Source organism: Bradyrhizobium sp. A11 (assembly GCF_042077125.1).
Classification (GTDB): domain Bacteria; phylum Pseudomonadota; class Alphaproteobacteria; order Rhizobiales; family Xanthobacteraceae; genus Bradyrhizobium; species Bradyrhizobium japonicum_B.
Window position 1 is genome coordinate 5,197,637 of record NZ_CP149509.1, and the last position, 25,106, is coordinate 5,222,742.

General features: G+C 63.4%; 18 protein-coding genes and 1 pseudogene. 2 read left to right on the forward strand and 17 right to left on the reverse strand.

Going from position 1 to position 25,106, the window contains the following annotated elements; all coding sequences use genetic code 11:
- The 7 genes from WI560_RS24470 to WI560_RS24500 all read right to left on the reverse strand — a co-directional run bounded on the left by WI560_RS24470 (position 1) and on the right by WI560_RS24500 (position 7,589).
- Positions 1–1,671 carry a hydantoinase B/oxoprolinase family protein gene (locus WI560_RS24470; protein WP_375305233.1) on the reverse strand — a complete coding sequence of 557 codons (1,671 nt, stop codon included), beginning with the start codon at positions 1,669–1,671 and terminating at the stop codon, positions 1–3.
- Positions 1,672–1,757: 86 nt separating this feature from the next.
- Positions 1,758–3,074: an aspartate aminotransferase family protein gene (locus tag WI560_RS24475; protein ID WP_375305234.1), complete on the reverse strand. Its 1,317-nt coding sequence runs from the start codon at positions 3,072–3,074 to the stop codon at positions 1,758–1,760.
- Between the two features lie 20 nt (positions 3,075–3,094).
- Positions 3,095–3,802, reverse strand: coding sequence for an ABC transporter ATP-binding protein (locus WI560_RS24480; protein WP_375305235.1), 708 nt, complete (start codon positions 3,800–3,802; stop codon positions 3,095–3,097).
- Complete coding sequence (locus tag WI560_RS24485) at positions 3,789–4,526, reverse strand: ABC transporter ATP-binding protein (RefSeq protein ID WP_375305236.1); 738 nt, start codon at positions 4,524–4,526, stop codon at positions 3,789–3,791. The genes WI560_RS24480 and WI560_RS24485 overlap by 14 nt, the downstream gene beginning before the upstream one ends.
- Complete coding sequence (locus tag WI560_RS24490; protein WP_375305237.1) at positions 4,523–5,494, reverse strand: branched-chain amino acid ABC transporter permease; 972 nt, start codon at positions 5,492–5,494, stop codon at positions 4,523–4,525. The genes WI560_RS24485 and WI560_RS24490 overlap by 4 nt, the downstream gene beginning before the upstream one ends.
- Positions 5,495–5,498: 4 nt before the next feature.
- A complete protein-coding gene (locus WI560_RS24495; protein WP_375305238.1) occupies positions 5,499–6,374 on the reverse strand; it encodes a branched-chain amino acid ABC transporter permease in 876 nt (291 codons plus the stop codon).
- A gap of 63 nt (positions 6,375–6,437) precedes the next feature.
- Positions 6,438–7,589 carry an ABC transporter substrate-binding protein gene (locus tag WI560_RS24500; RefSeq protein ID WP_375305239.1) on the reverse strand — a complete coding sequence of 384 codons (1,152 nt, stop codon included), beginning with the start codon at positions 7,587–7,589 and terminating at the stop codon, positions 6,438–6,440.
- 173 nt (positions 7,590–7,762) lie between these two features.
- Here WI560_RS24500 and WI560_RS24505 point away from each other — a divergent pair, with 173 nt between their 5' ends.
- Positions 7,763–8,554 (forward strand): IclR family transcriptional regulator, encoded by a 792-nt coding sequence (locus tag WI560_RS24505; RefSeq protein WP_375305240.1) that lies wholly within the window; start codon positions 7,763–7,765, stop codon positions 8,552–8,554.
- A 450-nt stretch (positions 8,555–9,004) separates the two neighbouring features.
- Here WI560_RS24505 and WI560_RS24510 read toward each other — a convergent pair.
- The 6 genes and pseudogenes from WI560_RS24510 to mdeB form a co-directional block, all read right to left on the reverse strand.
- A pseudogene (locus tag WI560_RS24510) lies at positions 9,005–9,349 on the reverse strand (methylmalonyl-CoA mutase family protein); the annotation flags it as partial.
- A gap of 51 nt (positions 9,350–9,400) precedes the next feature.
- The gene (locus tag WI560_RS24515) at positions 9,401–11,416 is read right to left on the reverse strand and encodes an acetyl-CoA carboxylase biotin carboxylase subunit (RefSeq protein WP_375305241.1); all 2,016 of its coding nucleotides are present in this window, start codon (positions 11,414–11,416) and stop codon (positions 9,401–9,403) included.
- 8 nt (positions 11,417–11,424) lie between these two features.
- Positions 11,425–12,954, reverse strand: coding sequence for an acyl-CoA carboxylase subunit beta (locus WI560_RS24520; RefSeq protein WP_375305242.1), 1,530 nt, complete (start codon positions 12,952–12,954; stop codon positions 11,425–11,427).
- A 17-nt stretch (positions 12,955–12,971) separates the two neighbouring features.
- Positions 12,972–14,687: a dihydrolipoyl dehydrogenase gene (lpdA, locus tag WI560_RS24525; protein WP_375308898.1), complete on the reverse strand. Its 1,716-nt coding sequence runs from the start codon at positions 14,685–14,687 to the stop codon at positions 12,972–12,974.
- An 8-nt stretch (positions 14,688–14,695) separates the two neighbouring features.
- Positions 14,696–15,976, reverse strand: a complete 1,281-nt coding sequence (locus WI560_RS24530; protein ID WP_375305243.1) for a 2-oxo acid dehydrogenase subunit E2 — start codon at positions 15,974–15,976, stop codon at positions 14,696–14,698.
- A 17-nt stretch (positions 15,977–15,993) separates the two neighbouring features.
- Positions 15,994–18,672, reverse strand: a complete 2,679-nt coding sequence (mdeB, locus tag WI560_RS24535; protein WP_375305244.1) for an alpha-ketoglutarate dehydrogenase — start codon at positions 18,670–18,672, stop codon at positions 15,994–15,996.
- 369 nt (positions 18,673–19,041) lie between these two features.
- Between mdeB and WI560_RS24540 the strand changes: the two genes are divergently transcribed.
- On the forward strand, positions 19,042–19,902 hold the full coding sequence (locus WI560_RS24540) for a helix-turn-helix domain-containing protein (RefSeq protein WP_375305245.1): 861 nt from the start codon (positions 19,042–19,044) through the stop codon (positions 19,900–19,902).
- Positions 19,903–19,974: 72 nt separating this feature from the next.
- Here WI560_RS24540 and WI560_RS24545 read toward each other — a convergent pair whose 3' ends face one another.
- From WI560_RS24545 to WI560_RS24560, 4 genes are all read right to left on the reverse strand, one after another.
- Positions 19,975–21,078: an ABC transporter substrate-binding protein gene (locus tag WI560_RS24545; protein ID WP_375305246.1), complete on the reverse strand. Its 1,104-nt coding sequence runs from the start codon at positions 21,076–21,078 to the stop codon at positions 19,975–19,977.
- Positions 21,079–21,274: 196 nt separating this feature from the next.
- The gene (locus tag WI560_RS24550; protein WP_375305247.1) at positions 21,275–23,140 is read right to left on the reverse strand and encodes an AMP-dependent synthetase/ligase; all 1,866 of its coding nucleotides are present in this window, start codon (positions 23,138–23,140) and stop codon (positions 21,275–21,277) included.
- Position 23,141: 1 nt separating this feature from the next.
- On the reverse strand, positions 23,142–23,921 hold the full coding sequence (locus tag WI560_RS24555; protein ID WP_375305248.1) for an enoyl-CoA hydratase/isomerase family protein: 780 nt from the start codon (positions 23,919–23,921) through the stop codon (positions 23,142–23,144).
- Between the two features lie 16 nt (positions 23,922–23,937).
- Positions 23,938–25,071 carry an LLM class flavin-dependent oxidoreductase gene (locus WI560_RS24560; RefSeq protein ID WP_375305249.1) on the reverse strand — a complete coding sequence of 378 codons (1,134 nt, stop codon included), beginning with the start codon at positions 25,069–25,071 and terminating at the stop codon, positions 23,938–23,940.
- Between the last annotated feature and the right edge of the window lie 35 nt (positions 25,072–25,106).

Genomic DNA, 25,106 nt, shown 5'->3' on the forward strand with positions numbered 1-25,106 from the left:
TCAGGATACCCGCTCGGTGGTTGTGTCGATCGTCGTCAAGCCTTGCGCCAGGTCGCGCGCGCGCGCCTCTTGCGAACGCTGGTCAGGCGGGCCCCAGCCGCCGCCGCCGGCGGAGCGGATTTCGAAACAGTCGCCCGGCAGCACCTCGATGCCGACCTCCTTGGTGCGCAGCACGCGCGGCTCGCGCCCCTTCGAGACCAGTGCATAGTGATGCGGCGCGCCATCGCCGCCGCCGAGCATGCCGCACGCGCCATGTCGCGTGCCGTCGCCGGCGGTGTTGGCTTTCGCCGGCTTCGCCGTCTGCACCACGAGATCGAGCGCGACGCCGAGGCCGCCGCGATAGCGCCCCATGCCGCCGGAATCGGCGCGGAATTCGTGATGGCGGAAATGCAGGGGGAAGCGCGCCTCGGCCACCTCGATGCTGCCGAACTTGATGCCGCCCACGCTGTGCCATTCGCCGATCGACGACCAGCCGTCGCCGGCGGAGGATGCCCCACCGCCGGGCCGCGCCTGGAACATGTGCCAGATGAAGCCCCGGCCGGTGCGCGGATCCTCACCCTGGATCGCGATGCGGAAACGCCGGCTCCATCCCGCCATCGCGCGGTCCGGACAGGACGCGGACAGGGCCTTGACGATCGCCTCGACGATCTCGTTGGAGGGATGGCTGGTGCACATCGTCACCGGCAGGCCCGGATCGGCCCACACGATCGTGCCCTGCTTCGCCACCACCTTGAGCGGCCGCAGCGCGCCGGCGTTCTTCGGAATGTCTGCATCGATCAGATAGGCAAACGCCATCACGACCGCGGCTTGCATGTTGGCGTGCGAAGAATTCACGAAGCTCGTCGTCTGCGGATCCGATCCGGATAGATCGACCTCGATGTCGCTGCCCTGTTTGGTGACCTTCGCGGCGATCTTGATATCGCTACGGCCATGGCCGTCATCGTCGAGAAACGCCTCGCCATAGAACACGCCGTCCTTCCAGGTCGACAACACCGCGCGCGTCTGCCGCTCCGCGGTGTCGAGAATCGTCTCCACCGCCGCCTCCACCGTCGCTCCGCCGAATTCGGCGAACAGACGTTTCATGCGGCGTTCGCCAAGGTGCGCAGCGCCGACCATGGCAGCCAGATCACCGCGAAAATCACGCGGATTGCGCACGTTGAGCGCCAGCATGTCGAGCAGATCGTCGCGCAGCTTGCCCGCCTCGTAGAGCCGGATCGGCGGCACGCGCAGGCCTTCCTGCCAGATATCCGTCGCGCCAGGGTTATAGGCGCCGTGCGTGGCGCCACCGATATCGCTCTGATGCGCGCGCACAATGGTCCAGAAAAGCCGCCGATCGCCGTCAAAGACCGGCACAAAGGCGGTCAAATCGGGCAGATGACTGCCGCCGTGATAGGGATCGTTGAGAAGCAGGACGTCGCCGGGCTTTATGTCCTTGAAGCGTTCCTCGACGGCGAGCGTCGCCCATGAGAGCGCGCCCACATGAACCGGTATGTGATCGGCCTGTGCGATCAACCGCCCCTCGACGTCGCAGATGCCGAGCGAGAAGTCGCGGCTGGAATTCAGGATCTGCGAATAGGACGTACGCAGCATCGCTTCGCCCATCTCGTTCACGATCGAACTCAGGCGATGCTGCACAACAGAACGGGTTATAGGGTCAATCTTCGAAGTCATCGCGAGCCTGCTTTTCGGGATGAGGAAATCCGGGCCGGCATCATCGGGACGCCGGCCTGAACAGTCATCGACATGAAACGATCTGGTCAGCCGAGCGCCGCGACCTCTTGCAGCGAAGCGCTTGCCGCGGCGACGATCGCGTCGACATCCGCGTCGGTCATCGGTAGCGACAGCGCCATCAGGCCGTAATTGGCCGCAGAGATTCCGCGATTGAGCAGGCCCGCATTGAACACGGCCTGCCGCTTCGCTTCGGCCTCGGTCAGATAGGCCGAGCGATAGTCGCGGATCCGGCGATCGGTGAAATGGATCTTCAACAGCGAACCGAGGCCTACCGTGCCGCCGGGAACGCCGGTCTTGCGAAACGCCGCATCGATTCCGTCGCGCACCGCCTGACCGATCGTGTCGAGACGGGCGAAGGCCGCCTCGTCGAGCAGTTCCATGGCCGCCAGTCCCGCGCGCATGGTAACCGGGTTGGCCGAGAACGTGCCGCCATGCGGCAATGCCGGCTTGCCCGATGATGGATCGAACACCGACATGAATTGCTTGCCACCGGCGATGGCGCCGACCGGGAAGCCGCCGCCGATGATCTTGCCGAGCGTGGTGAGGTCTGGATCGATGCCCCACAAGCCTTGCGCACCATGATAGCCGAGCCGAAAGGTAATGACTTCATCAAAGATGAGTAATGCACCGACCTCGCGCGTCACTTGACGCAGCGCCTCCAGGTACGCCCTGTCGGCCGGCACCAGGCCTGCCCGATTCGGCATCGGATCGACGAGGACGCATGCGAGCTCCGGACCATGTTCGCGGATCAGGCTGACGGCCGCTTCGACATCGTTGAACGGAATGGTCACGACATCGGCAAGCACGTTCTGCGGCGTCCCCTTGGCATAGGCGACCGAGACCGGTGCGTTGCCGCACCACGCCGAAGGCGGCGGATCGAGACTGACCTCGGCATAGTCGTAAGAGCCGTGATAGGCACCTTCGCATTTCGCGATCTTCGGACGGCCCGTATGGGCGCGCGCCGCCTTCAGCGCCATCATCACGGCTTCGGTCCCGGAATTTGCGAATCGAACCTGCTCGATCGACGGCAGCCGTCCCACGAGGAGTTCGGCGAGATCCACCTCGGATTCCGTCGGCATGCCGAAGGCGGATCCGAGCGCCAGCTGCTTCGTGGCCGCTTCGATCAGAGCCGGATGCGCGTGACCATGGATCAGCGAGGTGAAGTTGTTGATGCAGTCGATATATTCGTTGCCGTCGACGTCCCAGACGCGACAGCCCGAGCCGCGCGCTGCATAAATCGGGAACGGCTTCATGAACACCGTCGTGCGGGTATTGCCGCCCGGCAGGCTGTTCAATGCGCGCGCGTAAAGTTCGCGCGATTGCGGATGAGATTCGGGATACATATTGCCTCCTCGCTCCGGGCCTAGCGGCCCAGATAAGCTTCGCGCACGCGCGCATTGTGTTTGAGTTCGTTTGCCGACCCGTCGAGCACGATGCGGCCGGTCTCCAGCACGTAGGCGCGGTCGGCCACCGACAGCGCCAGCACGGTGTTCTGCTCGACGACGAGGATCGTCAGACCGGTCTTGCTGATCACCCTGACACGCTCGTAGACTTCCTCGGCGAGCCGCGGCGCCAGGCCCAGCGAGGGCTCGTCAAGCAGCAGCAGCTTCGGCCGCGCCATCAATGCACGCCCGATCGCCAGCATCTGCTGCTCACCGCCGGACAACGACCAGCCGAGCTGCTTGCGCCGCTCCTTCAGCCGAGGGAACAGTTCGAACACGCGATCGAGATCGGCCGCGGTAGATTGGCCCCAGCGGCGCCAGCTCACGGTCGCAAGCGTCAGGTTCTCCTCGACCGACAGGCCCGGAAAGATCCGTCGCCCCTCGGGAGCCTGCGCAATCCCGTTCGCTACCCTGCGATCCGTGGACCAGCCGCAGATGGATTCGCCTTCGAACCTGATGTCTCCCGACGACACCCGGTTGAGGCCGGAGATCGTATGCAGCAGCGTGGTCTTGCCGGCACCGTTGGCGCCGATCAGCGCGACCGTTTCGCCGGCATCAACCCTGAGCGTCACGCCCTGCAGCGCGACGATGTCGCCATGCGCGACCGCCAGCTCGTTACACGCCAGCATGGACATATCCTTCGCCCAGATAGGCCGCGAGCACTGTGGGATCCGCCTGGACCTCCGCCGGCGTTCCCTCGGCAATCCTGCAACCGAAATTGAGCACGAAGATGCGCTCGGCAAGCCGCATGACCATGCCCATATTGTGCTCGATCAGCACGATCGCGAGCCCGTGGGTGGCACGCAGCGCCGTCAACCGATCGACCAGCTGGTCAACCTCTCCGGAATTCAGGCCAGCGGCCGGCTCGTCGAGCAGCAGGACATGCGGCCGGCAGGCCACCGCACGCGCAAGTTCCACCATGCGGCGACGGCCATAGGAGAGCGAATCGATCGCTTCGCAGGCCACGTCGGCAAGTCCCATCTGCTCGATGATCTCCATCGCGGCGTCGCGCAGACCGGCCTCGTTGAGGTCGCTGCGAATCGCCGCGCCGGTCATGACATTTTCCAGGACGTTCAGGCGCGCAAACACGCGCCCGTGCTGGAAAGTGCGGCCGAGCCCGGCGCGGATCCGCCTGTTGGTGGCCATCCGCGTGATGATTTGACCGTCGAGAAGGACCTGGCCCTCGTCGGGCATGACCAGCCCGGTCAGCACATTCAGCAGCGTCGATTTGCCGGCGCCGTTGGGTCCGATCACCGCGACGAACTGCCCTTTCGCAACCGTCAGATCGACATCCGCCAGCGCCGCTAGACCGCCATAGCGCTTGCGAATGCCGCGCGCCTCCAACACGTTCATGACGTCATCTCCGGTACGCCAACGGATGCCGTCCTGCGCGAGCGGAGACGACGCAGGCGCCGGCCGAGACCGGCGAGTCCGGTCGGCAGGAACACCAGGATGCAGAGCATGAGCAGGCCGAAGAAGAGAAGGTAGGCGGTGCCGAGGAAGCGCAGCCACTCGGGCAGGAAGGTGAGCAGGATCGCGCCGAGGATCGCTCCCACGATGGTGCCCTCGCCGCCGACGATCAGCATTGCAAGGTATGTGATGGAATGCGCGTAGGTGAAGTCCTCGGGCGCCACGAAACGTACATGCAGCGCGAACAGGCAGCCCGCGATGGCGGCATAGACTGCAGACAGCACGAAGGCCGTAATCTTCACGCGCGTGACATCGATCCCGATCATTTCAGACGCGATCTCGTCATCGCGCACCGCCATCATCTCGCGGCCATGTCGTGACGCGTGCAGCATCGCCGCAAGCGCCGCGACCACCGCGAGGACCACGAGCGCGACGCACAAGAACCGGTATTCGCCGGAAAGCGCCAGGGAACCGATGGCCAGCTCCGGAATTCGCGCGATGCCGTTGGTGCCGCCCGTCAGGCCGATCCAGTTCGACGTCACGATGTAGAACGAGACGTTGAGACCCAACGTGGCCAGCGCGAGGTAATGTCCGCGCAGGCGCAGCAGGGGATAACCGATCAGGGCCGCGAGCGCTGAGGTTGCCATGATCGCGGCCGGCATCGCCAGCCACGGCGACCAGTTGCAGGCCGTGGTCAGGATTGCTAGCCCATATGCGCCCATGCCGACAAACGCTGCGTGGCCCAGCGAGATCAGGCCGGCATAGCCGAACGCGAAATTCAGGCCGATGACGGCGACCGCCGAGATCACCGAGAGATTGAACAGCCGGAGGTAATATTCCGGCAGAACGCTCGCGACGAGGCCGCCGAGAAGGATCGCTGCAGCGATCGCCAATGGAACGCGCATCGCCATCGGATCAACCCCGGTCCTGGATCTTCTCGCCGAACACGCCCTGCGGACGCACGAGCAGGAAGACGATCATGATGCCAAACGAGATCAGATCCTTGTAGGCGGATGACACATAGGACGCACCGAGCACCTCGCTGAGGCCGACGAACAACCCGCCGACGATGGCACCCGGCAGGCTGCCGAAGCCTCCGATAATGGTCGCCGCAAATGCCTTCAGTGCGATCGGATCGCCCATATTGACGTCGGCGAACCACATCGGCCCGAGCATGAGGCCGGCGACGCCGGCGAGAATGGCGGCGAGCACCCACGACAGGGCCAGCAGCCGGTTGACCTTGAGACCCATCAGCTTAGCGGCCTGGAGATCCTGCGCGACGGCCCGCATGCCGACGCCGACGGAGGTCCGGTTGAACAGCAGCCAAAGTCCCGCGACCAAGATGGCGGTGACGCCGACCACGCCCAACGCATGGGTCGAGATGATGGCGCCGCCCAGATTGACCACCCGGTCCTCCAGGGGAGACGGCAGGCGGAACGGCCACGATCCGAACGACAGCAGCGCCGCGTTCTGCATGATGATGCCGACCGCGACGGTACCGATGATGATCGTAACGATCGACCCGCGCCGCAACGGCAAATAGACGGTGATGAAGAACAAGGCTCCGAACAGCGCCATGATTGCGAGGGCGGCGCCGTAGGCGACGGACCACGGCAGCTGGGCATTGATCAGCGTCACGACACCGGCAAAGGTTCCGAACATCACGAACTGGCCGGCCGCGAAATTCACGACTCCGGTCGCCGAGTAGACGATGACGAAGCCGATTGCCGCCAGCGCATAGACGCTGCCGATCGCCAGTCCGTTGACGAGAAGCTGAATGAAATCGGCCATGACGCCCCTGCTCGCTCGCGCCTCGCGGCCGTACCGGCCGCGAGGCAAATCCATCCGATATGATCAGTCGAGGGTGACGGGCTGCACCAGTTCGAGCGTCTTGGTGCCGGACTTCGCCTTCACGACGGCGAGATCGCGCACGCCATTGCCCTTGGCATCGTAGGAATAGACGTGACCGACACCCTGCCAGCCCTTGACCGCCGCCAGCCACTCCCGCAACGCCTTCGCGTCCGTGCCGACCTTGCGCATGCCTTCCGCCATCAGGAACGCACCGTCATAATAGGCAAGGCCATAGGGATCGGGATCGATGCCGAACTTCGCCTTGAAACGCTCGACGTAGTCCTTCATCCGGCCGCCAGCGCTAGCGTCCATGAACGCATCCGTGACGCCCCAAACGCCTTCGAGATCGGCGGGCGAAAGCAACTGGAGGGCGGCCGGTACCAGCGCCGCCGATGACGTAACCAGCGGCATATTGAAGCCTAGCACCTTGGCCTGGCGCAGCACCAGCGCGCCGTCCTGCGGATAGTTGAAGATCAGGATCGTATCGGCGCCTTTGCTGCGCAAGCTGAGCAACTGCGCAGAGAAGTCCTTGTCGTTCTGGCCATAGGCTTCCATGCCGACGACCGGAATGCCTGCGGCCTCGAGGCGCTTGGCTGCCGTCTGGGCGCCGCCCTGGCCGAAATCGTTCTGGATATAGAGAATGCCCGGCTTCTTCGCCTTGATGACGTCGACCGCCGCCTTGACCATGCCCTCGGCGGACACGCTGTCGGCGGGCCGGATGCGGAACATCCATTCATTGCCCCCATCGGCCACGGCATCGGCACCGCCGGCATACATGGCGGGCACCTGGACCTTCTTAAGCTCCGGCGCGACGGCGAGATTCTGTGTCGAATAGCTCGACAGGAAGAAGAAGGACGGCTTGGTTTCCTGAGCCAGCTTGACGAAGGCGTTTACAGCTGTGCCGTTCGACGCCTGGGTATCCTCGAACACAATCTTGATCTGCCGCCCTTTGATGCCACCGGCCTTGTTGATGTCCTCTTCCGCCATCGTCAGGGAGTTCTGGTACTGCTTCCCCGTCAGCGACAGAGGGCCCGTCATAGGAACGGTCGCGCCGATCAGGATCGGCTCCGCTTGTTGCCCATGTGCAGTCCCGGTGAGCGAGAGCATCGTCGCCGCAATCACCGAACCTAGAAAGTCCTTCCGCGTGAATCCCACGTCGCCTCTCCTCTACAACACCAATGCCAGGTCAGCGAACTCATTGAATCGAGCGCTTGACAACTGTTCCGTTTTCCGGAATGATATTCCGAATACTGAAACGGTAAACGGCAAACAGCCGACGAGTCAAGACGTACAAATTGGCGCGGGCCGCCCAGGAACTGATTAACTCCATGTCAACAGACGACGCTTCCCCCGGCCCGCTCGCGCGCTACATCGACGTGCTGGAGGTCGTCGCTGCATTTTCAGGCACGATCACGCTGGCTGACGTTTCGTCCATGCTCGATCTACCGAAAACCACCGCCCACCGATTGCTGAAGGGATTGGTCCGTGCCGGCATGGCGGCCGAAGGAGAGGGGGGACGGACTTACCATGTTGGAGAACGCCTCACCCGCCTGCTTCACGCCGGCGCGGACGACGGCTGGTATGCATCACTCGCCGGGCCTCATCTGCTAGCCCTGACCGAAGCCAGTACAGAGACGTGCTATCTCGCGCGACTGGTCGGAAAGCGCGTGGTGGTCGCCGTTTCGCATTCGCCCGACGTGCGCTGGCGCGGCTACGTGCAGCCCGGCATCGAAATGCCGGTCAATGCCGCGGCGACGGGAAAGGCCATCATGGCCTTTCAAAGCAAGGCATTAATAGACGCGGCGCTTTCCGAAGACCTGCCCAAGCCGACCGTGAATTCGCACACCAGCCGAAAATGGATCGAGCAGGAATATGCCAAGGTTCGCAAGTTCGGCTATGCAACTTGCATCGGCGAGATCGACGAGGGTCTCGCCGCCATCGCAGTGCCGGTGAGATTGCCGGATGGCGCCGTGCTGCATTCGGTCGGCATGACCGGCCCGCTGGAGCGCATCATGAACAAGCAGTTGCCCGCGCGAATTGCGGCGCTGAATGCCACTGCAGCAACCTTGGCAAAAGCCCTGTCCCTCGGCACGCGCATGCGGGCAAGAAGCCCCGTCTGATCGTGAATTGGCAGCTTCACGCACGCGAGAAAGTGCCCCCGCTTCATCGGCTTTGCATCAGACAGGCTGGAGATCCCGAGATGGCTCGAACATCCGACCCACGATTAGATCCATTTTAGTAGCGAGCGAAGCGAGAAGCAGATTCGTAGTCTGGGCCGGATGCATTGAAGTAACTTCGGTTTGTTACCGCAAGTGCGAGCAAAAATCGCGCAACAATGTCGCTTCTGCTTGCTAAGAAGCAGCATATCGCCGTGACCGTGGAGGAGAGAGTGGGACTCTCATCCCGATGCCCCAATTGCGCGAAAAACCGCCGAGAAACAAGAAGGCCCGAAAAGCCCGGCCGGATTTTGTGACCACCGCTGTGTACCACCGCGACGGCCATTTCGGCCAATCTCGGACGATTTCGAAGCTTTCAGGGACCCGCACGAAGCCGGCCCGCTCCGCCATCCTTGAATCATAGCCGCGGTGGGTCGCCAAATCGAATGCAACCGACAAGCCCATCTGTCCTAAGGAAAGGGCGGAACGATAAAATGCGTTTGACGCCTCTGCAGTCGAGAATCCCGCATACTGGCGGATTGTCCACGGTCTGCCAGCATACATCGTCGCCTTAGGACCACGAATGAACGGCGACATGCCAGGTAACGTGTCCAGATGCTCGATCCCATCTAAATCAGACGCCGTATAGATCGGCTTGACTTCAATGCCCTCCGGAACCTTCCGCACGAGCGCGATGGGATCGCCTTTTAGTTCCTTCTCAGCAATCCTCTTCCATTTATCTGGAAATGACATCGACATTCTTGATCTCGCACCGGTTACCGGCCTAATTGTCAACCACGCATCGCGTGCTTACGCAAACTCCAAAATCAGCGCGTCCACCGCGAGCGTCGCGCCGGCGCTGGCGTGGATCTTCTTCACCGTGCCGTCTTGCTCGGCGCGGAGCACGTTCTGCATCTTCATGGCTTCGACCACCGCGAGCGTCTCGCCGGCCTTGACCTCCTGCCCCTCGCTCACCGCAATCGAGACCACGAGGCCGGGCATCGGGCAGAGCAGCTTCTTGCCGGTGTCGGACGCGGTCGTGACCGGCATCAGCCGCGCGGACGCTGCTTCCGCCTCGGTCCAGACGTAGACCGGCACCTCGACGCCCTGATGGGCGAGACGAACGCCGTTCGCGATCGGGCGCGTCTGCACCGCGACGAGATGGCCGTCGATGATGCCCTGCCAGACCGGATCGCCTGGCTTCCACGGCGACTGCAACAGATGCGCATTGCCGGCCTTGCCGTCGGCATCGATGAAGCGGATCGCGATGGCCTCGCCCTCGCGCGCCACCTCGAGCAGGATCTCCTGGCGGTCGAGCCAGACCGCGCGGCGGCGCTCGCGCTGCACGTCGCGGCCACCCATCTGTCCGGATATCTGCCGCTTGCGCTCCCCCAGCACGTGATCGATAGCGGCGCCGACCGCGGCGATGCGCCGTGCGACCTCCCCTTCGGGCACGCGCACGGCAAAGCCCTTGGGGAATTCCTCGGCGATGAAGCCGGTCGACAGCCGCCCCTCGCGCCAGCGCGGATGATGCATCAAGGCAGACAGGAACGGTATGTTGTGACGGATGCCGTCGACATAAAACGAATCCAGCGCGGTCGCCTGCGCCTCGATCGCGGCCGCGCGCGACGGCGCATGGGTGACGAGCTTGGCGATCATCGGATCGTAATGGATCGAGATCTCGCCGCCCTCCTGCACGCCGGTGTCGTTGCGGATGGTGATGCCGTCCTGGCTTGCTTCTGCCGGCGGACGATACTTCACGAGCCGCCCGATCGAGGGCAGGAAGTTGCGGAACGGATCTTCGGCGTAGAGGCGGGATTCCACCGCCCAGCCCGTCAGCGTGACGTCCTTCTGCGCGATGGCGAGCTTCTCGCCGCTCGCAACCCGGATCATCTGCTCGACGAGATCGATGCCGGTGACGAGCTCGGTGACGGGATGCTCGACCTGAAGACGCGTGTTCATCTCCAGGAAATAGAAGCTCTTGTCCTGGCCGGCGACGAACTCGACGGTGCCGGCGGAATCATAGTTCACGGCCTTGGCCAGCGCGACGGCCTGCTCGCCCATCTTGCGGCGCGTGGCCTCGTCGAGCAGCGGCGACGGCGCCTCCTCGATGACCTTCTGGTTGCGGCGCTGGATCGAGCACTCGCGCTCGCCGAGATAGATCACGTTGCCGTGCTTGTCGCCCAGCACCTGGATCTCGATATGGCGGGGATCGACGATGAACTTTTCGACGAAGACGCGGTCGTCGCCGAAGGAGGCCTTCGCCTCGGCCTTGGCGAGATTGAAGCCTTCGGCGACCTCGGCCTTCGAGTGCGCGATGCGCATGCCCTTGCCGCCGCCGCCGGCGGAGGCCTTGATCATGACGGGATAGCCGATCTCGTCGGCGATCTTGACCGCATGGTTGCCGTCCTCGATGACGCCGAGATAGCCCGGCACGGTCGAGACCTTGGCCTTGGCAGCTGCCTTCTTCGATTCGATCTTGTCGCCCATCGCCGCGATCGCGCCGGGGTTCGGGCCGATGAAGACGATGCCGGCCGCCTCCAGCGCGCGGGGAAACGCCTCGCGCTCGGACAGGAAGCCGTAGCCGGGATGCACGGCCTCGGCGCCGGTCTTGCGACAGGCCTCGACGATCTTCTCGATCACCAGATAGCTTTCGGCGGCGGCCGGCGGGCCGATCAGCACGGCTTCGTCGGCCGTCTCGACATGGAGGGCATCGCGGTCGGCCTCGGAATAGACCGCAACCGTCTCAATTCCCATCTTGCGAGCGGTCTTGATGACCCGGCAAGCGATTTCGCCGCGATTGGCGATCAGAATGCGTTTGAACACTGCTCTTCTCACAATGGCAGATTGTCGTGCTTCTTCGCCGGCATTTCCGTCTTCTTGTCCTTCAGCATCGCCAGCGCCCGGGCGATCCGCTTCCGCGTCGAATGCGGCATGATGACGTCGTCGATATAGCCGCGCTCGGCGGCGATGAACGGGGACAGGAAGCGGTCTTCATATTCCTTGGTGCGCGCGGCGATCTTGTCGGGGTCGCCGATGTCACTGCGGAAGATGATCTCGACCGCGCCCTTGGCGCCCATCACCGCGATCTGGGCGGTCGGCCAGGCGTAGTTCATGTCGGCGCCGATCTCCTTGGAGGCCATGACGTCGAAGGCGCCGCCATAGGCCTTGCGGGTGATGACGGTGACGAGCGGCACGGTGCACTGCGAATAGGCGAACAAGAGCTTGGCGCCATGCTTGATCAAGCCGCCATATTCCTGCGCGGTGCCCGGCAGGAAGCCCGGCACGTCGACGAAGGTGACGATCGGGATGTTGAAGGCGTCGCAGAAGCGGACGAAGCGCGCGGCCTTGCGCGAGGCGTCAGAATCGAGCACGCCGGCCAGCACCATCGGCTGGTTGGCGACGAAGCCGACGGTGCGCCCCGCAATGCGGCCGAAACCGGTGACGATGTTCTTGGCGAAGGCTTCCGCGATCTCGAAGAAGTCGCCCTCGTCCACGACCTTCAGGATCAGCTCCTTCATGTCGTAGGGCTTGTTCGGATTGTCGGGGATCAGCGTGTCCAGCGACATGTCGACCCGGCCGATGTCGTCGAAGCTCGGCCATTCCGGCACGCCGTCGGTGTTGTTGGACGGCAGGAAGTCGATCAGGCGGCGCATCTGCAAGAGCGTCTCGACGTCGTTCTCGAAGGCGCCGTCCGCGATCGAGGAGCGCGTGGCGTGCACCGAGGCGCCGCCAAGCTCTTCCGCCGTAACGACCTCGTTGGTCACGGTCTTCACCACGTCGGGGCCGGTGACGAACATATAGCTGGTGTTCTTCACCATGAAGATGAAGTCGGTCATCGCCGGCGAATAGACGTCGCCGCCGGCGCAGGGCCCCATGATGACGGAGATCTGCGGGATCACGCCCGAGGCCAGCACGTTGCGGCGGAACACGTAGGAATAGCCGGCGAGCGCGGCGACGCCTTCCTGGATGCGGGCACCGCCGGCGTCATAGAGGCCGATGATGGGCGCCCTCGCCTTCATCGCCATGTCCTGGAGTTTTGTAATTTTCAGCGCGTGCGTTTCCGACAGCGAGCCGCCGAACACGGTGAAATCCTTGGCGAAGACGAAGGTCTTGCGGCCGTTGACGGTGCCCCAGCCGGTGACGACGCCGTCGCCGGGGATCTTGTTCTTCTCCATGCCGAACTCGGTGGAGCGGTGCTCGACGAACATGTCGAACTCCTCGAACGATCCCTTGTCGAGCAGCAGCTCGATGCGCTCGCGCGCCGTCAGCTTGCCGCGGGCGTGCTGCGCTTCGATGCGCTTCTCGCCGCCGCCGAGTTTGGCACCGGCGCGACGTTGTTCAAGGGCTTCGATAACGGACATCGATTGGGCCAACTGATCTACCGGTTTCTGGCGATTGGAGGCAGGTCGGTGCAAACGCCCTCATAGACTTCGGCAGCCATGCCGATCGTCTCGGCGAGGGTCGGATGGGGGTGAATGGTCTTGCCGATATCGATAGCGTCAGCCCCCATTTCGATCGCGAGACAGATTTCCCCGATCATATCGCCGGCATGCGGTCCGACGATCACGCCCCCGACGATGCGACCGGTTTCGACGTCGAACGACAGCTTCGTCATGCCATAGGACGCGCCCGACGCGATGGCCCGGCCGGACGCGGCCCATGGGAATTTTGCCGAACGGATCTTCCGTCCGGATTCGGCGACATCACGCTCGGACTTGCCGACCCAAGCGATCTCAGGATCGGTATAGGCGACATTGGGGACGATTTCCGCCGTAAAGGCCGCCGGCTTCCCGGCGGCTAGTTCCGCGGCGACGTGCCCCTCGTGAACGGCCTTGTGGGCCAGCATCGAACCCCCGACGACGTCGCCGATGGCGAAGACGTTGCGCACTGTCGTTCTCATCTGCTCGTCGACCTGAATGAAGCCGTTCGGATCGATTGCAACGCCGATCCGATCGAGGCCGAGTTCGCCGCTGTTAGGAATGCGGCCCGCAGATTGCAGCACGAGATCGTAGGATCGTGTCTGAACTGACGCGCCCGTGATAGTAACCGTCACGCCGTCGGGCGTCACCGCGGCAGTCGATACGCTGCTTTCAAGGTCGATATGCTCGAAGCGATGCGCGTTGCGCGAACGCCAGATCTTCGCCGCATCGGCATCCACGCCCGCCAGGATATCGGGAAGCCTTTCGACAAGATCGATCTTGGCGCCGAGCGCGCTGTAGACGGTCGCCATCTCCAGCCCGATGATCCCCGCTCCGATCACGAGCATGCGGCCCGGGATGCTTCGCAGCGCGAGCGCGCCGGTCGAGGTCACGACCCGCTCGTCCTTGGGAAGCACCGTCAACTGCACCGCGCGCGAGCCCGTCGCGATGATACATTGTCCGAAATCGACCTGCTGCGAGCTTGCCCCCTCGCCGGCAATCTCGAGCCGCGTGGCGGAGACGAATTTCGCGGTGCCGCGGATCACCGTGACGCGGCGCGCCGCCGCCATCTGGCGCAGCCCATCCGTCAGCTTCGTGACGGTGCCGTCCTTGAAGGCGCGCAGCGCCTGCAGATCGATCTGCGGCGCGCCGAAGCGAATGCCCAGGTCGGCGATCCGCTCGGCTTCCTCTTTGACGGCCGCAACATGAAGCAGCGCCTTCGACGGGATACATCCGACATTCAGGCAAACTCCGCCCAAGGTGCCGTAGCGTTCGACGATCGCGGTCCTCAGTCCAAGATCTGCGGCCCGAAACGCTGCTGAATAGCCGCCCGGCCCGCCTCCGATCACGACAAGATCGTAGGGCGTATGATCTGTTGCGCGCCGGCCAGCATCGGCCTGATCCGCCGAGATCGTCTCGACTTGCGCGCCCGCTTCGTCCGACGCCAACGCCGTGCCAATCATGGAGCCTTGAGACACCTTGTCCCCAACGCGCAGCGAAATGCTCGTGATCACCCCTGCAATCGGCGACGGAATCTCCAGCGTCGCCTTGTCGGATTCCACGGTGATCAAAGCCTGCTCTCGCGCGACGACGTCGCCCGCCCCGACGTGGACCTCGACGACTTCGACGTCTCGAAAATCCCCGATGTCGGGTACCCGGATCTCCTCTGTCCGCATCTGCGTCCTCACAATGCGAAGCGCCGCAGATCGGAGAGCACCGACGTGACGAGGCCCAGGAACCGGGCCCCGGCCACGCCGTCGACGACCCGGTGATCCCACGACAGACTCATCGGAAGGATGAGTCGCGGTTCAAACTCGCGGCCGTTCCAGACTGCCTCGGTGGCGGCACGACCAGCTCCGAGGATTGCCACCTCGGGCGCGTTGATGATGGGCGTAAATCCCTGACCGCCGACGCCTCCCAGGGACGACACCGAGAAACAGCCGCCCTGCATGTCGCCCGACGCGAGCTGCCCCGCGAGCGCCTTGTCGGCGAGCGAGCGCATCTCCGCGGCAATCTGCCGAAGGCCCTTCTTATCGCAGTCCCGGATCACCGGCACGACCAGACCTTTCGGCGTGTCGACGGCGAAGCCGATGTGGACGTAGTGCTTGAGGATCAGCTCATCGCCATCGAGCGACGAATTGAAGCGCGGGTACTTCTGCAGCGCCAAGGCCGCGGCCTTGATCAGCAGCGACACCATGGTGAGCTTCGCCGTGTCCGTCGCGGCCTCGGCATTGACCAGCTGACGAAAGGCTTCGGCGTCGGTCACATCCGCTTTGTCGAAATTCGTCACATGGGGAATGACGTTCCAGTTGCGCGAGAGGTTCGCGCCGGTCAGCTTCTGGATCCGCGTCAGCGGCAGACGCTCGACCGCGCCGTACCTCTCGAAATCCACCATGGGCCAATCGACCGGCGCGTCGGGCGCGCGCGCCACCGTCGGTCCCGATCGCACCAGTTCGTTGACGAAGGCCGCCACATCCTCGCGCAGAATCCGGCCCTTGGGACCGGTGGGCACGACAGAGTCCAGCGCCACGCCGAGCTCACGCGCCAAAGCGCGGACCGACGGCGACGCATGCGCAACCCCGCTGGGCTGCGGCTGCTGTGCACGTGCTCGCGAGTCATCGACTGGAGCGGCGGGCGCCGGCTGTGACAGCGCCTCCTGCTGCGAGAACCGTTGCTCCACTTGTGGCGCCGACGCAGCGGCTGGCGGAGGCGCGGTGGATTCACCGCGACCGTCGAGGATCATCAGAACCGAACCTTGAGAAACCCGCGCCCCGACGTCGATCATCAGTTTGGCCACCGTGCCTGCGGCCGGGGATGGCACCTCCATCGTCGCCTTGTCGGACTCGATCGATAGCAACGGCATGTCGATCGTGACCTCGTCGCCGACCGACACATTGATTTCGACTACCGGAACATCCTTGTAGTCCCCAATATCCGGCAGAACGACTTCAATTGAATGAGACATGCGCGCTCCGCCCTCTGTCAGCGAGACCAAGGCGATGCAACGCCGGTCGGCAATTCGTAGCTGGCGATGGCTTCGGCGACCTGCTCACGCGCCACGTCACCCGATTTTGCCAGCGCCGATAGCGCCGCAACGACGATCTGCTTGCGATCGACCTCAAAGAAGCACCTCAGCGCGGCGCGTGTATCGCTGCGCCCGAAGCCGTCGGTGCCCAGCACCGTATAGGGCGCCTCGATGTAAGAACCGATCAGTTGCGGATACGCCCGGACATAATCCGATGCCGCGACGATCGGCACCTTGCCGCCGAGGCATTGTGCGACGTGGCTCTCGACCGGGGTCGACAGCGGCGAGAGCCGATTGGTTCGCTCCACCTCACGCGCCTCCCGCGCGAGCTCGGAGAAGCTCGTTGCCGACCAGACTTCACTGGGCACTTTCCATTCGCTTTGCAGCATCGCCGCGGCGGCGAGCGCCTCCGGAAGAATGGCGCCCGAGCCGACCAGCCTGATCTTCGCCGGCCCGTCAGCGCTCGGCAGAACCCGATAGAGACCCTTGATGATGCCGTCGCGCGCATCGTCGGGCATCGAGGGCTGCGCATAGTTTTCGTTCATCGCCGTGAGGTAATAGAACTCGTCGTTGCCCTGCTCGAGCATCGACCGCATGCCGTGATCGACGATGACGGCCACCTCGTAGGAGAATGCCGGATCGTAGGCCCGGCAGTTCGGAACGGTCGCCGCCATCAGATGGCTGGACCCGTCCTGATGCTGCAAGCCTTCGCCGCCGAGCGTCGTCCGGCCAGCCGTCGCCCCGATCAGAAAGCCACGCGCGCGCTGGTCCGCCGCCGCCCAGATCAGATCGCCGACCCGCTGAAAGCCGAACATCGAATAGTAGATATAGAATGGCAGCAACGGGAAGTCATGGATGCTGTAGGAGGTCGCCGCCGCGGTCCAGGACGAAATCGCCCCCGCCTCGGTGATCCCTTCCTCCAGCAATTGACCGTCGATCGCTTCCTTGTAGTACAGCATCGAGCCGGCATCTTCCGGCTCGTAGAGCTGCCCCGTTGGCGAGTAGATGCCGACCTGCCTGAACAGGTTCGCCATTCCGAAGGTGCGGGCTTCGTCGGCAACGATCGGAACGATGCGCGGGCCGAGCGTCTTGTCCTTGAGCAAATTGGTGAACAGCCGCACGATCGCCATCGTGGTCGACGTCTCCTTACCGTCGCCGCGCAGCGCGAACTCCGCGTAGGATTGCAGCGGCGGCACCGGCAGCGCCGCCGAAGCGCGTCGCCGCGCCGGCATGTAGCCGCCGAGTGCCGCGCGACGGGCGCGCAGATACTGAATTTCCGCGCTGTCTTCCGCAGGCCTGAAGAATTCCAGATTCTCGACTTGCTCGTTGCTGAGCGGCAGGGCGAACCGGTCGCGGAACGCATACAGCGCGTCGACGTCGAGCTTCTTGGCCTGGTGCGACGTCATGCGCGACTCGCCGGCGCCGCCCATGCCGTAGCCCTTCTTGGTCTTCGCCAGAATGACGGTCGGCCGACCCTTCATGTCCTTAGCAGCAGCAAAGGCCGCGAACAGCTTCTTGAAGTCGTGGCCACCGCGCTTCAGGCCATCGATATCCGCGTCCGACATGTGCGCAACCAGCGCTCGGACCTCGGGGTCCTCGCTGAAGAAGTTGGCGAGGTTGTAGGCCCCATCCTTGGCGCCGAGCGTCTGATATTTGCCATCGACGGTGTCGGCGAATTTGCGCAGCAGCGCATGCTTGCTGTCGCGCGCGAAGATATCATCCCAGTCCGATCCCCACAGCACCTTGATGACGTTCCAGCCGGCGCCCTGGAAGAGAGATTCGAGTTCCTGAATCACCTGCCCGTTGCCGCGGACCGGCCCATCCAGGCGCTGCAGGTTGCAATTGACGACGAAGGTGAGGTTGTCGAGATTTTCCCGCGCCGCCAAGGCGAGCCCGGCGATCGATTCCGGCTCGTCCATCTCGCCGTCGCCGAACACACCCCAGACGTGGCGACCAGCCGTCCGCACCAGGCCGCGATGCTGCAGATACTTCATGAACCGCGCCTGGTATATCGCGCTGATCGGGCCGAGGCCCATCGACGCCGACGGCACCTGCCAGAACTCCGGCATCAGCCAGGGATGCGGATAGGACGACAGACCGGGGCCGCTCAGCTCCTGGCGATACAGCTTCAGATTCTCGTCCGACAGTCGGCCTTCGAGATACGCTCGTGCATAGACTCCGGGGGATGAATGCGGCTGGAAATACACCAAGTCGCCCTCCGACTCGGAGCTTGACGCGCGAAAGAAATGATTGAAACCGACTTCGAAAATCTCCGCGGCCGAGGCGTAGCTAGCGACGTGCCCGCCGAGTTCCCCATAGGCCTTGTTGGCACGGACCACCATCGCGAGCGCGTTCCAGCGAATGATCGCCGTCAGGCGCGTCTCGATCGCGATATCGCCGGGGTATGGCTTCTGCTGCTCGAGTGGAATCGAATTGCGATAGGGCGAAAACGGCGGAGAGTCCGGCAGAACGCCGAGTTCCTTCGCACGCCGATCGAGCGCAGCCAGGATGTATCGCACGCGCTCGTCATCGGCGCTGCGGTGGAGCGATCCAAGCGATGTGAGCCAATCGGCGGTTTCGACCGCGTCCTGATCGGCGTTGACCGCCTTGCGTGGCGGATCGATGTGTGCAGTCATGCGTCGGGCTCCAGAAAGCCCGCACTTGGTAGCATCGGGTGCTGTGGCACGTGCTGCTGAATACGGCCGCGTTCCGACGGATTGCCCGACTCCGGAGGGACGCCGAGGCTCGCATCGCAGCATTCTCTGCTGTTGGTTTAATCAGCAAGTGATCGAACCGTGGGCCGCCTGCCAGGTGCTTCCGTTTGATCACGGCGCAACATGACGCATCACTGAGCGCTCACGCCGCGGTAGCGGGCATCTTGTCGCAGATCGGTGAACTCGAGGGCTCGCAGCGACTAGTGACCTGACCTTTCAAAACAGCTAACCTCGGTTAACAGCAGGATCTGCATCAAAGCTTGACTGACTTGACGAATTGGCAGGATTGAAATGCCGCCCGAGACCGAGTTCGATCCGGATTTTGCGCGAATGGATCTGCCCGATCTTCGGATCAACTATGATCCGGTCGATCCGGATCAGTTCGATCGTCCCGTCACTTCATTCTGTCTCGAAACCAGCAAAGACAACGACGACCTGCCGCTGCACTCACACCGCAAAGGCCAATTGGTCGTCGCATCTCATGGCTCGGTGATGTGCCGGGCGCCTGGCGGCTTGTGGATCGTACCTCCGCAAGGCGCGGTATGGATTCCGGCCGGCGTGCAGCACAGCAACTGCGTGGCCGATTTCGGCAAACTCTACACCGTGTTCATCGATCCACAGGTCAGCATGCTGCCGCGGACCTGCTGCACGCTGATGATCACGTCGCTGGTGCGCGAATTGATCCACCGCCTCTCAGTGTTCCCACCGCTCTATCCGCTGGAAGGACCGACCAGCCGTCTCGGCCGGGTCTTGCTCGACGAACTCGTGCAGATGCCGACGACGGATGAAATGTATCTGCCGATCTCCCCCGACGCCCGTCTTCAACACCTCGCGACTTCCTTGTTGAATAATCCGGGCGACCGCAGCCCGATGGACGAAGTCGCCTCGCGCTACGCAATGAGCGAGAGCACGTTCGCACGCTTCATCGCCAAGGAAACAGGGATGACCTTCGGGCGCTGGCGCCAGCGTCTCCACATTCTGATCGCCATGCAACGCCTCACGGCGGGCAGTTCGGTCCAGGCCGTGTCGCTGGAACTGGGCTACGAAACGCCCAGCGCGTTCATCACGATGTTCAAGAAGACGATGGGACAGAGCCCTCGCCGCTTCCTTGCCGAGCGGTCGCGCCTGATAAATTCGGACAGTTTGCCTTAGCTCGCACGTCCCTGCCTCGGCATTTGACGACCGCGACCCCACGACGCTTTCGCGGGGCCGCACGGAACGAGCTCAGCGTTTGCTGTAAGGCGCAAGCGGATATTCGAGCGACGCTTCCGCGATGGCCTTTGGAGCCACCACCCGCGGCCTGCCTTTCAAACCCTGCAGCATCACCATCGAACAGTGGATGTTCTGGCCGGTCTCGTCGAACTTGGTGTTGTCGCCGTACATCAGGAAGGGTTTCATGTCGGTTGTCTTGAGCGCGCCGTGAATCGCCGGCGAATCCGGGGACGCCGCCCGCGTCACGGCGTCTGCGACGATCTGCACCGCCTCGAACGCGCAGCCCGCATTGGCATCGAACCAGTCGTTCGGGTAGTCGGCCGCGAACATCTTCATGATCTTGTCGGTCTCGGCGCCCTTGGGATTGAGCCACAACGCCGACAGAACTGGACCGTCACCGTACTTTCCGAGCGCGTCGTGATACGCCTTGTCCGACACGCCATTGGAGTTGGGCGAAAACACCATCTTGGGATCCCAGCCCTGCTTGATGCATTCGCGCGCGATCATGATCGCGTCGTTGACGCGCGTGACCGAGATCAAAGCATCGGCACCCGACGCTTTCGCCTTGGCGACCTCTACCGACAGATCCTTGGCCTTCTCGTCATAGGCAACGTACTGCGCGATCTTGAGCGGAACACCCACTTCTTTCCACGCCTGATCGATGCTGGCCGCCGTCGACTGCCCCATCGTGTTGTTGAGATGGAGAACGACGGCGCTGCTCGGCGGATCCTTCAGCGTGCCGAGCACGGACTTCAGCTCGGCCAGCGATTGCCGCACGATGGTCAGCGACGTGGGGTAATAGCGGAACACTTGGGTGAAGCCCTGCGAAGTCACCTGGGTGGCGCTCGCGATGTGGACTACCATCGGCACCTTGGCGGCCTCGCAGGCCTGCAGCGCCGAAATGGTGGCACCTGAATCCCACGCGCCGATCAGCACGGTGCAGCCCTGCCGGATCAGGCTCTCGGCGGCAATCCGGCCGTTCTCCGGACGGCTTTGCGTATCGGCGTGAACGATCTCGATGTCGAGACCGAACTTCTCACGCGCGAATTTGGCGCCGAGATCGATGCCGCGCACGCAGGCCTGACCGGGAAACGCCAGGACGCCGCTGCTGGGCATGATCGCTCCGACCTTCACCTTCGTGGTCGCCGCAAACGATGGCCTTGATACCAGGCCTGCCGCAATTCCCAATCCGCTTCCAACAATCGTCCGCCGCGTGATTCCGCCTCGCTTGGTCATCTCGATGTCCTGTTGCTGAAGGAGTGAAATGTTTCTTGACTAGTCGCTTCGTAGGCTTGGGGAGAGACCGCCGACGTCAAAGGCCCATCTCGACCTTGATCAGCTTTTCCTCGGTTTCGTCGTAGAGCGACGCGATCAGCGACTGATAGCGCTCGTTGATCTGCTTGCGACGCTTCTTCCGCGTCGGCGTCATCACGCCGTTCTCGAGCGACAGCTCCTCCGGCAGAATGCGAAACGCCTTGATCTGCTCGGCTCGCGCCAGCCTTCCGTTGGCCTTGCCGATCTCCGCCTCGATCAGCCGGTTGACGATCTCGGAGGCTGCCAGGTCGGCGTAACTCGTGATCTTGTCGTCGCGCGACTTCGCCCAGTCCATTGTGGCGGTGGCATCCACTTCGATCAGGGCGGTGAGATATTTTCGCCCCTCGCCGATGACCGCCGCCTCGGAGATGAAGGGGCTGTGCCTCAGCTCGTTTTCGATCTGAGTTGGGCTGATCGATTTGCCGTTCGACGTGTTGATGATCTCCTTCTTCCGGTCGACCAGCTTGAAGATTCCTTCCGGCGAGACTTCGACGATGTCGCCGGTGTAGAGCCAGCCGTCGCGAAGCGCCGCTTTCGTTTCGTCCGGCTTGTTCCAATAGCCCGCGAACAATCCCGGTCCACGGACGATCATCTCACCGTCCTGGAGCACGGCGGTTTCCCAAGCCGGATCCGGCAACGGGACCCCGACATTGCCGGCCTTCGGCCACTCCGCCATCTGCACCAGATTGGCACCGACCAATTCGGTCTGGCCGTAGCACTCCTTGAGCTGCAAGCCCCACAGCTGCCACAGCGACATCAGCTCGGACGGCATCGCCGCCGACGAGGTGAACGCGACCTTCAGCTCGTCGAAACCGACCTCCGCGAGCAGCGGCAGGAACACTTGCTCGCGGCAGGTCGCGAATAGTTTCGAGACGAAGGCGTCTTCGTGGCCGCCCTGGCGGTCTTCGAGCGCCCTGCGCGCGATCGTCATGGCGAGCGTGTAGTTCTGATCTCCCGCACTGCCGGCGGGACGCACCTTGCTGAGAATTTGCGTCGCAAAACGCTGGTAGAATCGCGGCGGCGCCATGTAGTAGGTCGGCTTCACCTCTTTGATCGTCTGGGCGAAGTCCGCGGTCGTCTCGCCGAAATAAGGAACTGCGGCGGCGATCAGCGGCAACGTCGTCGCCTGCCCGCGCGCGACGGTATGCGACATCGGCAAATGCACCACCACCCGATGTTCCTCCTCGCGCATGCTGGGGCCGAACAGGGTGATGCAATGAACGCCGGCGAGAATGGAAAGGTGCGTCAGCATAGCGCCTTTGGGGTTTCCAGTCGTCCCGGACGTATAGCCGATGCTGACGACATCGGACGCCTTTGCTGTCGCGCTCTCCTTCTGCAGATAATCATGCGCATCGACATCGTGTGCTCCGACAAAGTCGGCCAGCGACCTGATCGACGCCTTGGTCTCGCCGGTCCAATCCGGGTCGAGCACGATGATGCCGCGGAGCTGCTCGGCCCGATTGGAGGCGATCACGATGCGAAGCTGCTGCTCCTCGCCGACGAACGCGAACTTCGCGCCTGAATCCGTGAGGCAGTAAGCCACTTCTTCGGGTGACGAGGTGAAGTACACGCCCACCATGACGCCGCCGGCGCACATCGTGGCCATGTCGGCGATCAGCCATTCCTCGGACGAATCGCCCATGATCGCGACCCGATCGCCGCGCTCGAGACCAGCACGCTGCAGCGCGCTGGCGAGGTTCACGACACGCTGCGCATAGGCGCCCCACGTCATGGAGGTCCAGGCGCCATGACGCTTTTGTTGCAAGGCGATCTTGTCGGGCCGCTCCGCGAGCCGCGCAGCTAAAAGTTGCGCGACGGTCGTATCGGCCAACTGGGCGCCGGATGTAATCGCATCGACGTTCATCTCAGCGCTCCGCGAACCGCTTGCGCTTGGCCGCGAAGGCAGCAACCGCCTCGGCCCGCTCGGGCGACTTGAAGGTCAACATCTCCAGCGCCGCAGAGGTATCGAGCAGCAGGTGGGCGTACTGCTTGATGATCTTGTTGACGCTGTACTTGGTCCACACGATCGATTCCTTCGGCCCGCTTGCCAGCAGTTCGGCGTATTCGATCGCGGCATCGAGAACGTTACCGTCCGCGACCACCTCGTTGATCATGCCGATAGCAGCCGCCTTCTCGGCGGAGATGAATTCGCCGGTCATCAGATAGTGCTTCGCGCGTACCGGCCCCATCAGCAGCGGCCAGATCACCGCGCCGCCATCGCCCGCGACGACGCCGGCATTGACGTGCGTGTCGGCGAAACGAGCTGTCGAGTTCGCATAGATCACGTCGCAGAACAGCGCGAGCGTGGCACCCAGGCCGACCGCGACCCCGTTGACGGCCCCGACGATCGGCACTTCGACTTCCAGCATGTTGCGGATGAGGTGGCGACCGCTGCGCGTCGGAGACGGCAGCGTTCCCTTATCCAGCGACTTCTGATCGCCACCGGAGCAAAATCCGCGGCCTGCACCGGTGAGAACGATCGCGTTGACAGAACTGTCGTGATCCAGCTTGACGAAGACGTCTTCGAGCTCCTCGTGCATCTCCCAGTTGATCGCGTTGAGGATCTCCGGTCGGTTCATCGTGACGATCGCGACGCCGGTGGCGCGCTGTTCGACGATCAGGTACTTGTAGCCGTATTGCGACATTGATTTCACCGTTGGATTACTTGTTCTGGGTCCGCATCAGCCGGATCTGCCCGAGGATCTCCTCGGTCGGCCGCACGACGTTGTTTCTGTCGTTGAAATGCGGGATGACGTAGCGACCGACCATGTCGATCGCCTCCATGATCTTCTCGTGCGGGACGGAATCCATGTGCAGCAGCACCTCGTCGATCCCCATGGCCTCGAACTTCTCGATCTGACGAATGACCGTATCGGGGCTGCCGCACACCGTCGTGGCCGACTCGTTGACCAGATAGTCCCAGTCGTTGGCGGCACGCTCCATCGACGGCACGCTCTCTCCCATGTACTTGTAGTCGTCGGCAATCGCCGCGAGACGCGGATAGGCATCGGTCGAGATCTTGGCATAGTGCATCAGCGGGCCGGCATAATCCGCCTTGGCCTGCTCGTCCGTTTTCCCGATGCCGATGAACAGCGGAATGCCGATACGCGGACGCTGCAGCGGTCCCTGCTCGTCGCGCTTCCAGTTTTTGTGATAGGCGCCGATCAGCTTCTGCTGAGCGTCCCAGCCCTGATAGATGTTGCTGCTCATCACGGCGAAGCCCTGCGAAGCGGCCCAGACGTGACTGCGCTCGCTAGTCGCCGCGATCCCGATCACCGGATGCGGCTTCTGTAGCGGCTTCGGAACCAGCTGGCGCGGAGGGATCTGGTAGTACTTGCCGTCAAACGTGAAAATGTCCTGACGCATCGCCGTTTTCAGCAGCGCCAGTCCTTCTTCCATCTGCGCCAGCGTTTCGTTCGGATCGACGTTGAACGCCCGCATCGCGATGGTGGTGTTGGCGCGGCCGCCGTAAAATTCCATGCGGCCGTTGGACAGGATGTCGGTCACCGCAAGCCGCTCGGCCGAGCGCAAGGCGTGGTTGATGCGCTGCGGCATCAGCGTCACCGCCGCGCGCAGCTTGACGCGCGACGTCACCGCGGCCAGATAGCCGAACACCACTTCGGGCGCCGAGCTCGAGATTCCGCCCAGTGCCACGTGCTGCTCGGAGAGCGCGACGCAGTCGAAGCCGACCTTCTCGGCCAGACGGACTTCGTCGACCAGTTCGTGAAGCCTGCGCGAGTAACTGTGGCCGACCTGGGTTTCCTGCTCGGACCAGAACCCAAACGTAAGTGCCATGTCTCAATCCTTTTAGCTTTCGAGATGGCACAGGG

Coding starts and splice junctions, on each gene's coding strand:
- WI560_RS24505 (WP_375305240.1), top strand. CDS start 7,763: ATGTCAACAGACGACGCTTCCCCCGGCCCGCTCGCGCGCTACATCGAC.
- WI560_RS24475 (WP_375305234.1), bottom strand. CDS start 3,074: ATGTATCCCGAATCTCATCCGCAATCGCGCGAACTTTACGCGCGCGCA.
- WI560_RS24540 (WP_375305245.1), top strand. CDS start 19,042: ATGCCGCCCGAGACCGAGTTCGATCCGGATTTTGCGCGAATGGATCTG.
- mdeB (WP_375305244.1), bottom strand. CDS start 18,672: ATGACTGCACACATCGATCCGCCACGCAAGGCGGTCAACGCCGATCAG.
- WI560_RS24550 (WP_375305247.1), bottom strand. CDS start 23,140: ATGAACGTCGATGCGATTACATCCGGCGCCCAGTTGGCCGATACGACC.
- WI560_RS24520 (WP_375305242.1), bottom strand. CDS start 12,954: ATGTCCGTTATCGAAGCCCTTGAACAACGTCGCGCCGGTGCCAAACTC.
- WI560_RS24480 (WP_375305235.1), bottom strand. CDS start 3,802: ATGCTGGCGTGTAACGAGCTGGCGGTCGCGCATGGCGACATCGTCGCG.
- WI560_RS24470 (WP_375305233.1), bottom strand. CDS start 1,671: ATGACTTCGAAGATTGACCCTATAACCCGTTCTGTTGTGCAGCATCGC.
- WI560_RS24485 (WP_375305236.1), bottom strand. CDS start 4,526: ATGAACGTGTTGGAGGCGCGCGGCATTCGCAAGCGCTATGGCGGTCTA.
- WI560_RS24555 (WP_375305248.1), bottom strand. CDS start 23,921: ATGTCGCAATACGGCTACAAGTACCTGATCGTCGAACAGCGCGCCACC.
- WI560_RS24495 (WP_375305238.1), bottom strand. CDS start 6,374: ATGGCCGATTTCATTCAGCTTCTCGTCAACGGACTGGCGATCGGCAGC.
- WI560_RS24490 (WP_375305237.1), bottom strand. CDS start 5,494: ATGGCGATGCGCGTTCCATTGGCGATCGCTGCAGCGATCCTTCTCGGC.
- WI560_RS24530 (WP_375305243.1), bottom strand. CDS start 15,976: ATGTCTCATTCAATTGAAGTCGTTCTGCCGGATATTGGGGACTACAAG.
- WI560_RS24545 (WP_375305246.1), bottom strand. CDS start 21,078: ATGCCCAGCAGCGGCGTCCTGGCGTTTCCCGGTCAGGCCTGCGTGCGC.
- lpdA (WP_375308898.1), bottom strand. CDS start 14,687: ATGCGGACAGAGGAGATCCGGGTACCCGACATCGGGGATTTTCGAGAC.
- WI560_RS24560 (WP_375305249.1), bottom strand. CDS start 25,071: ATGGCACTTACGTTTGGGTTCTGGTCCGAGCAGGAAACCCAGGTCGGC.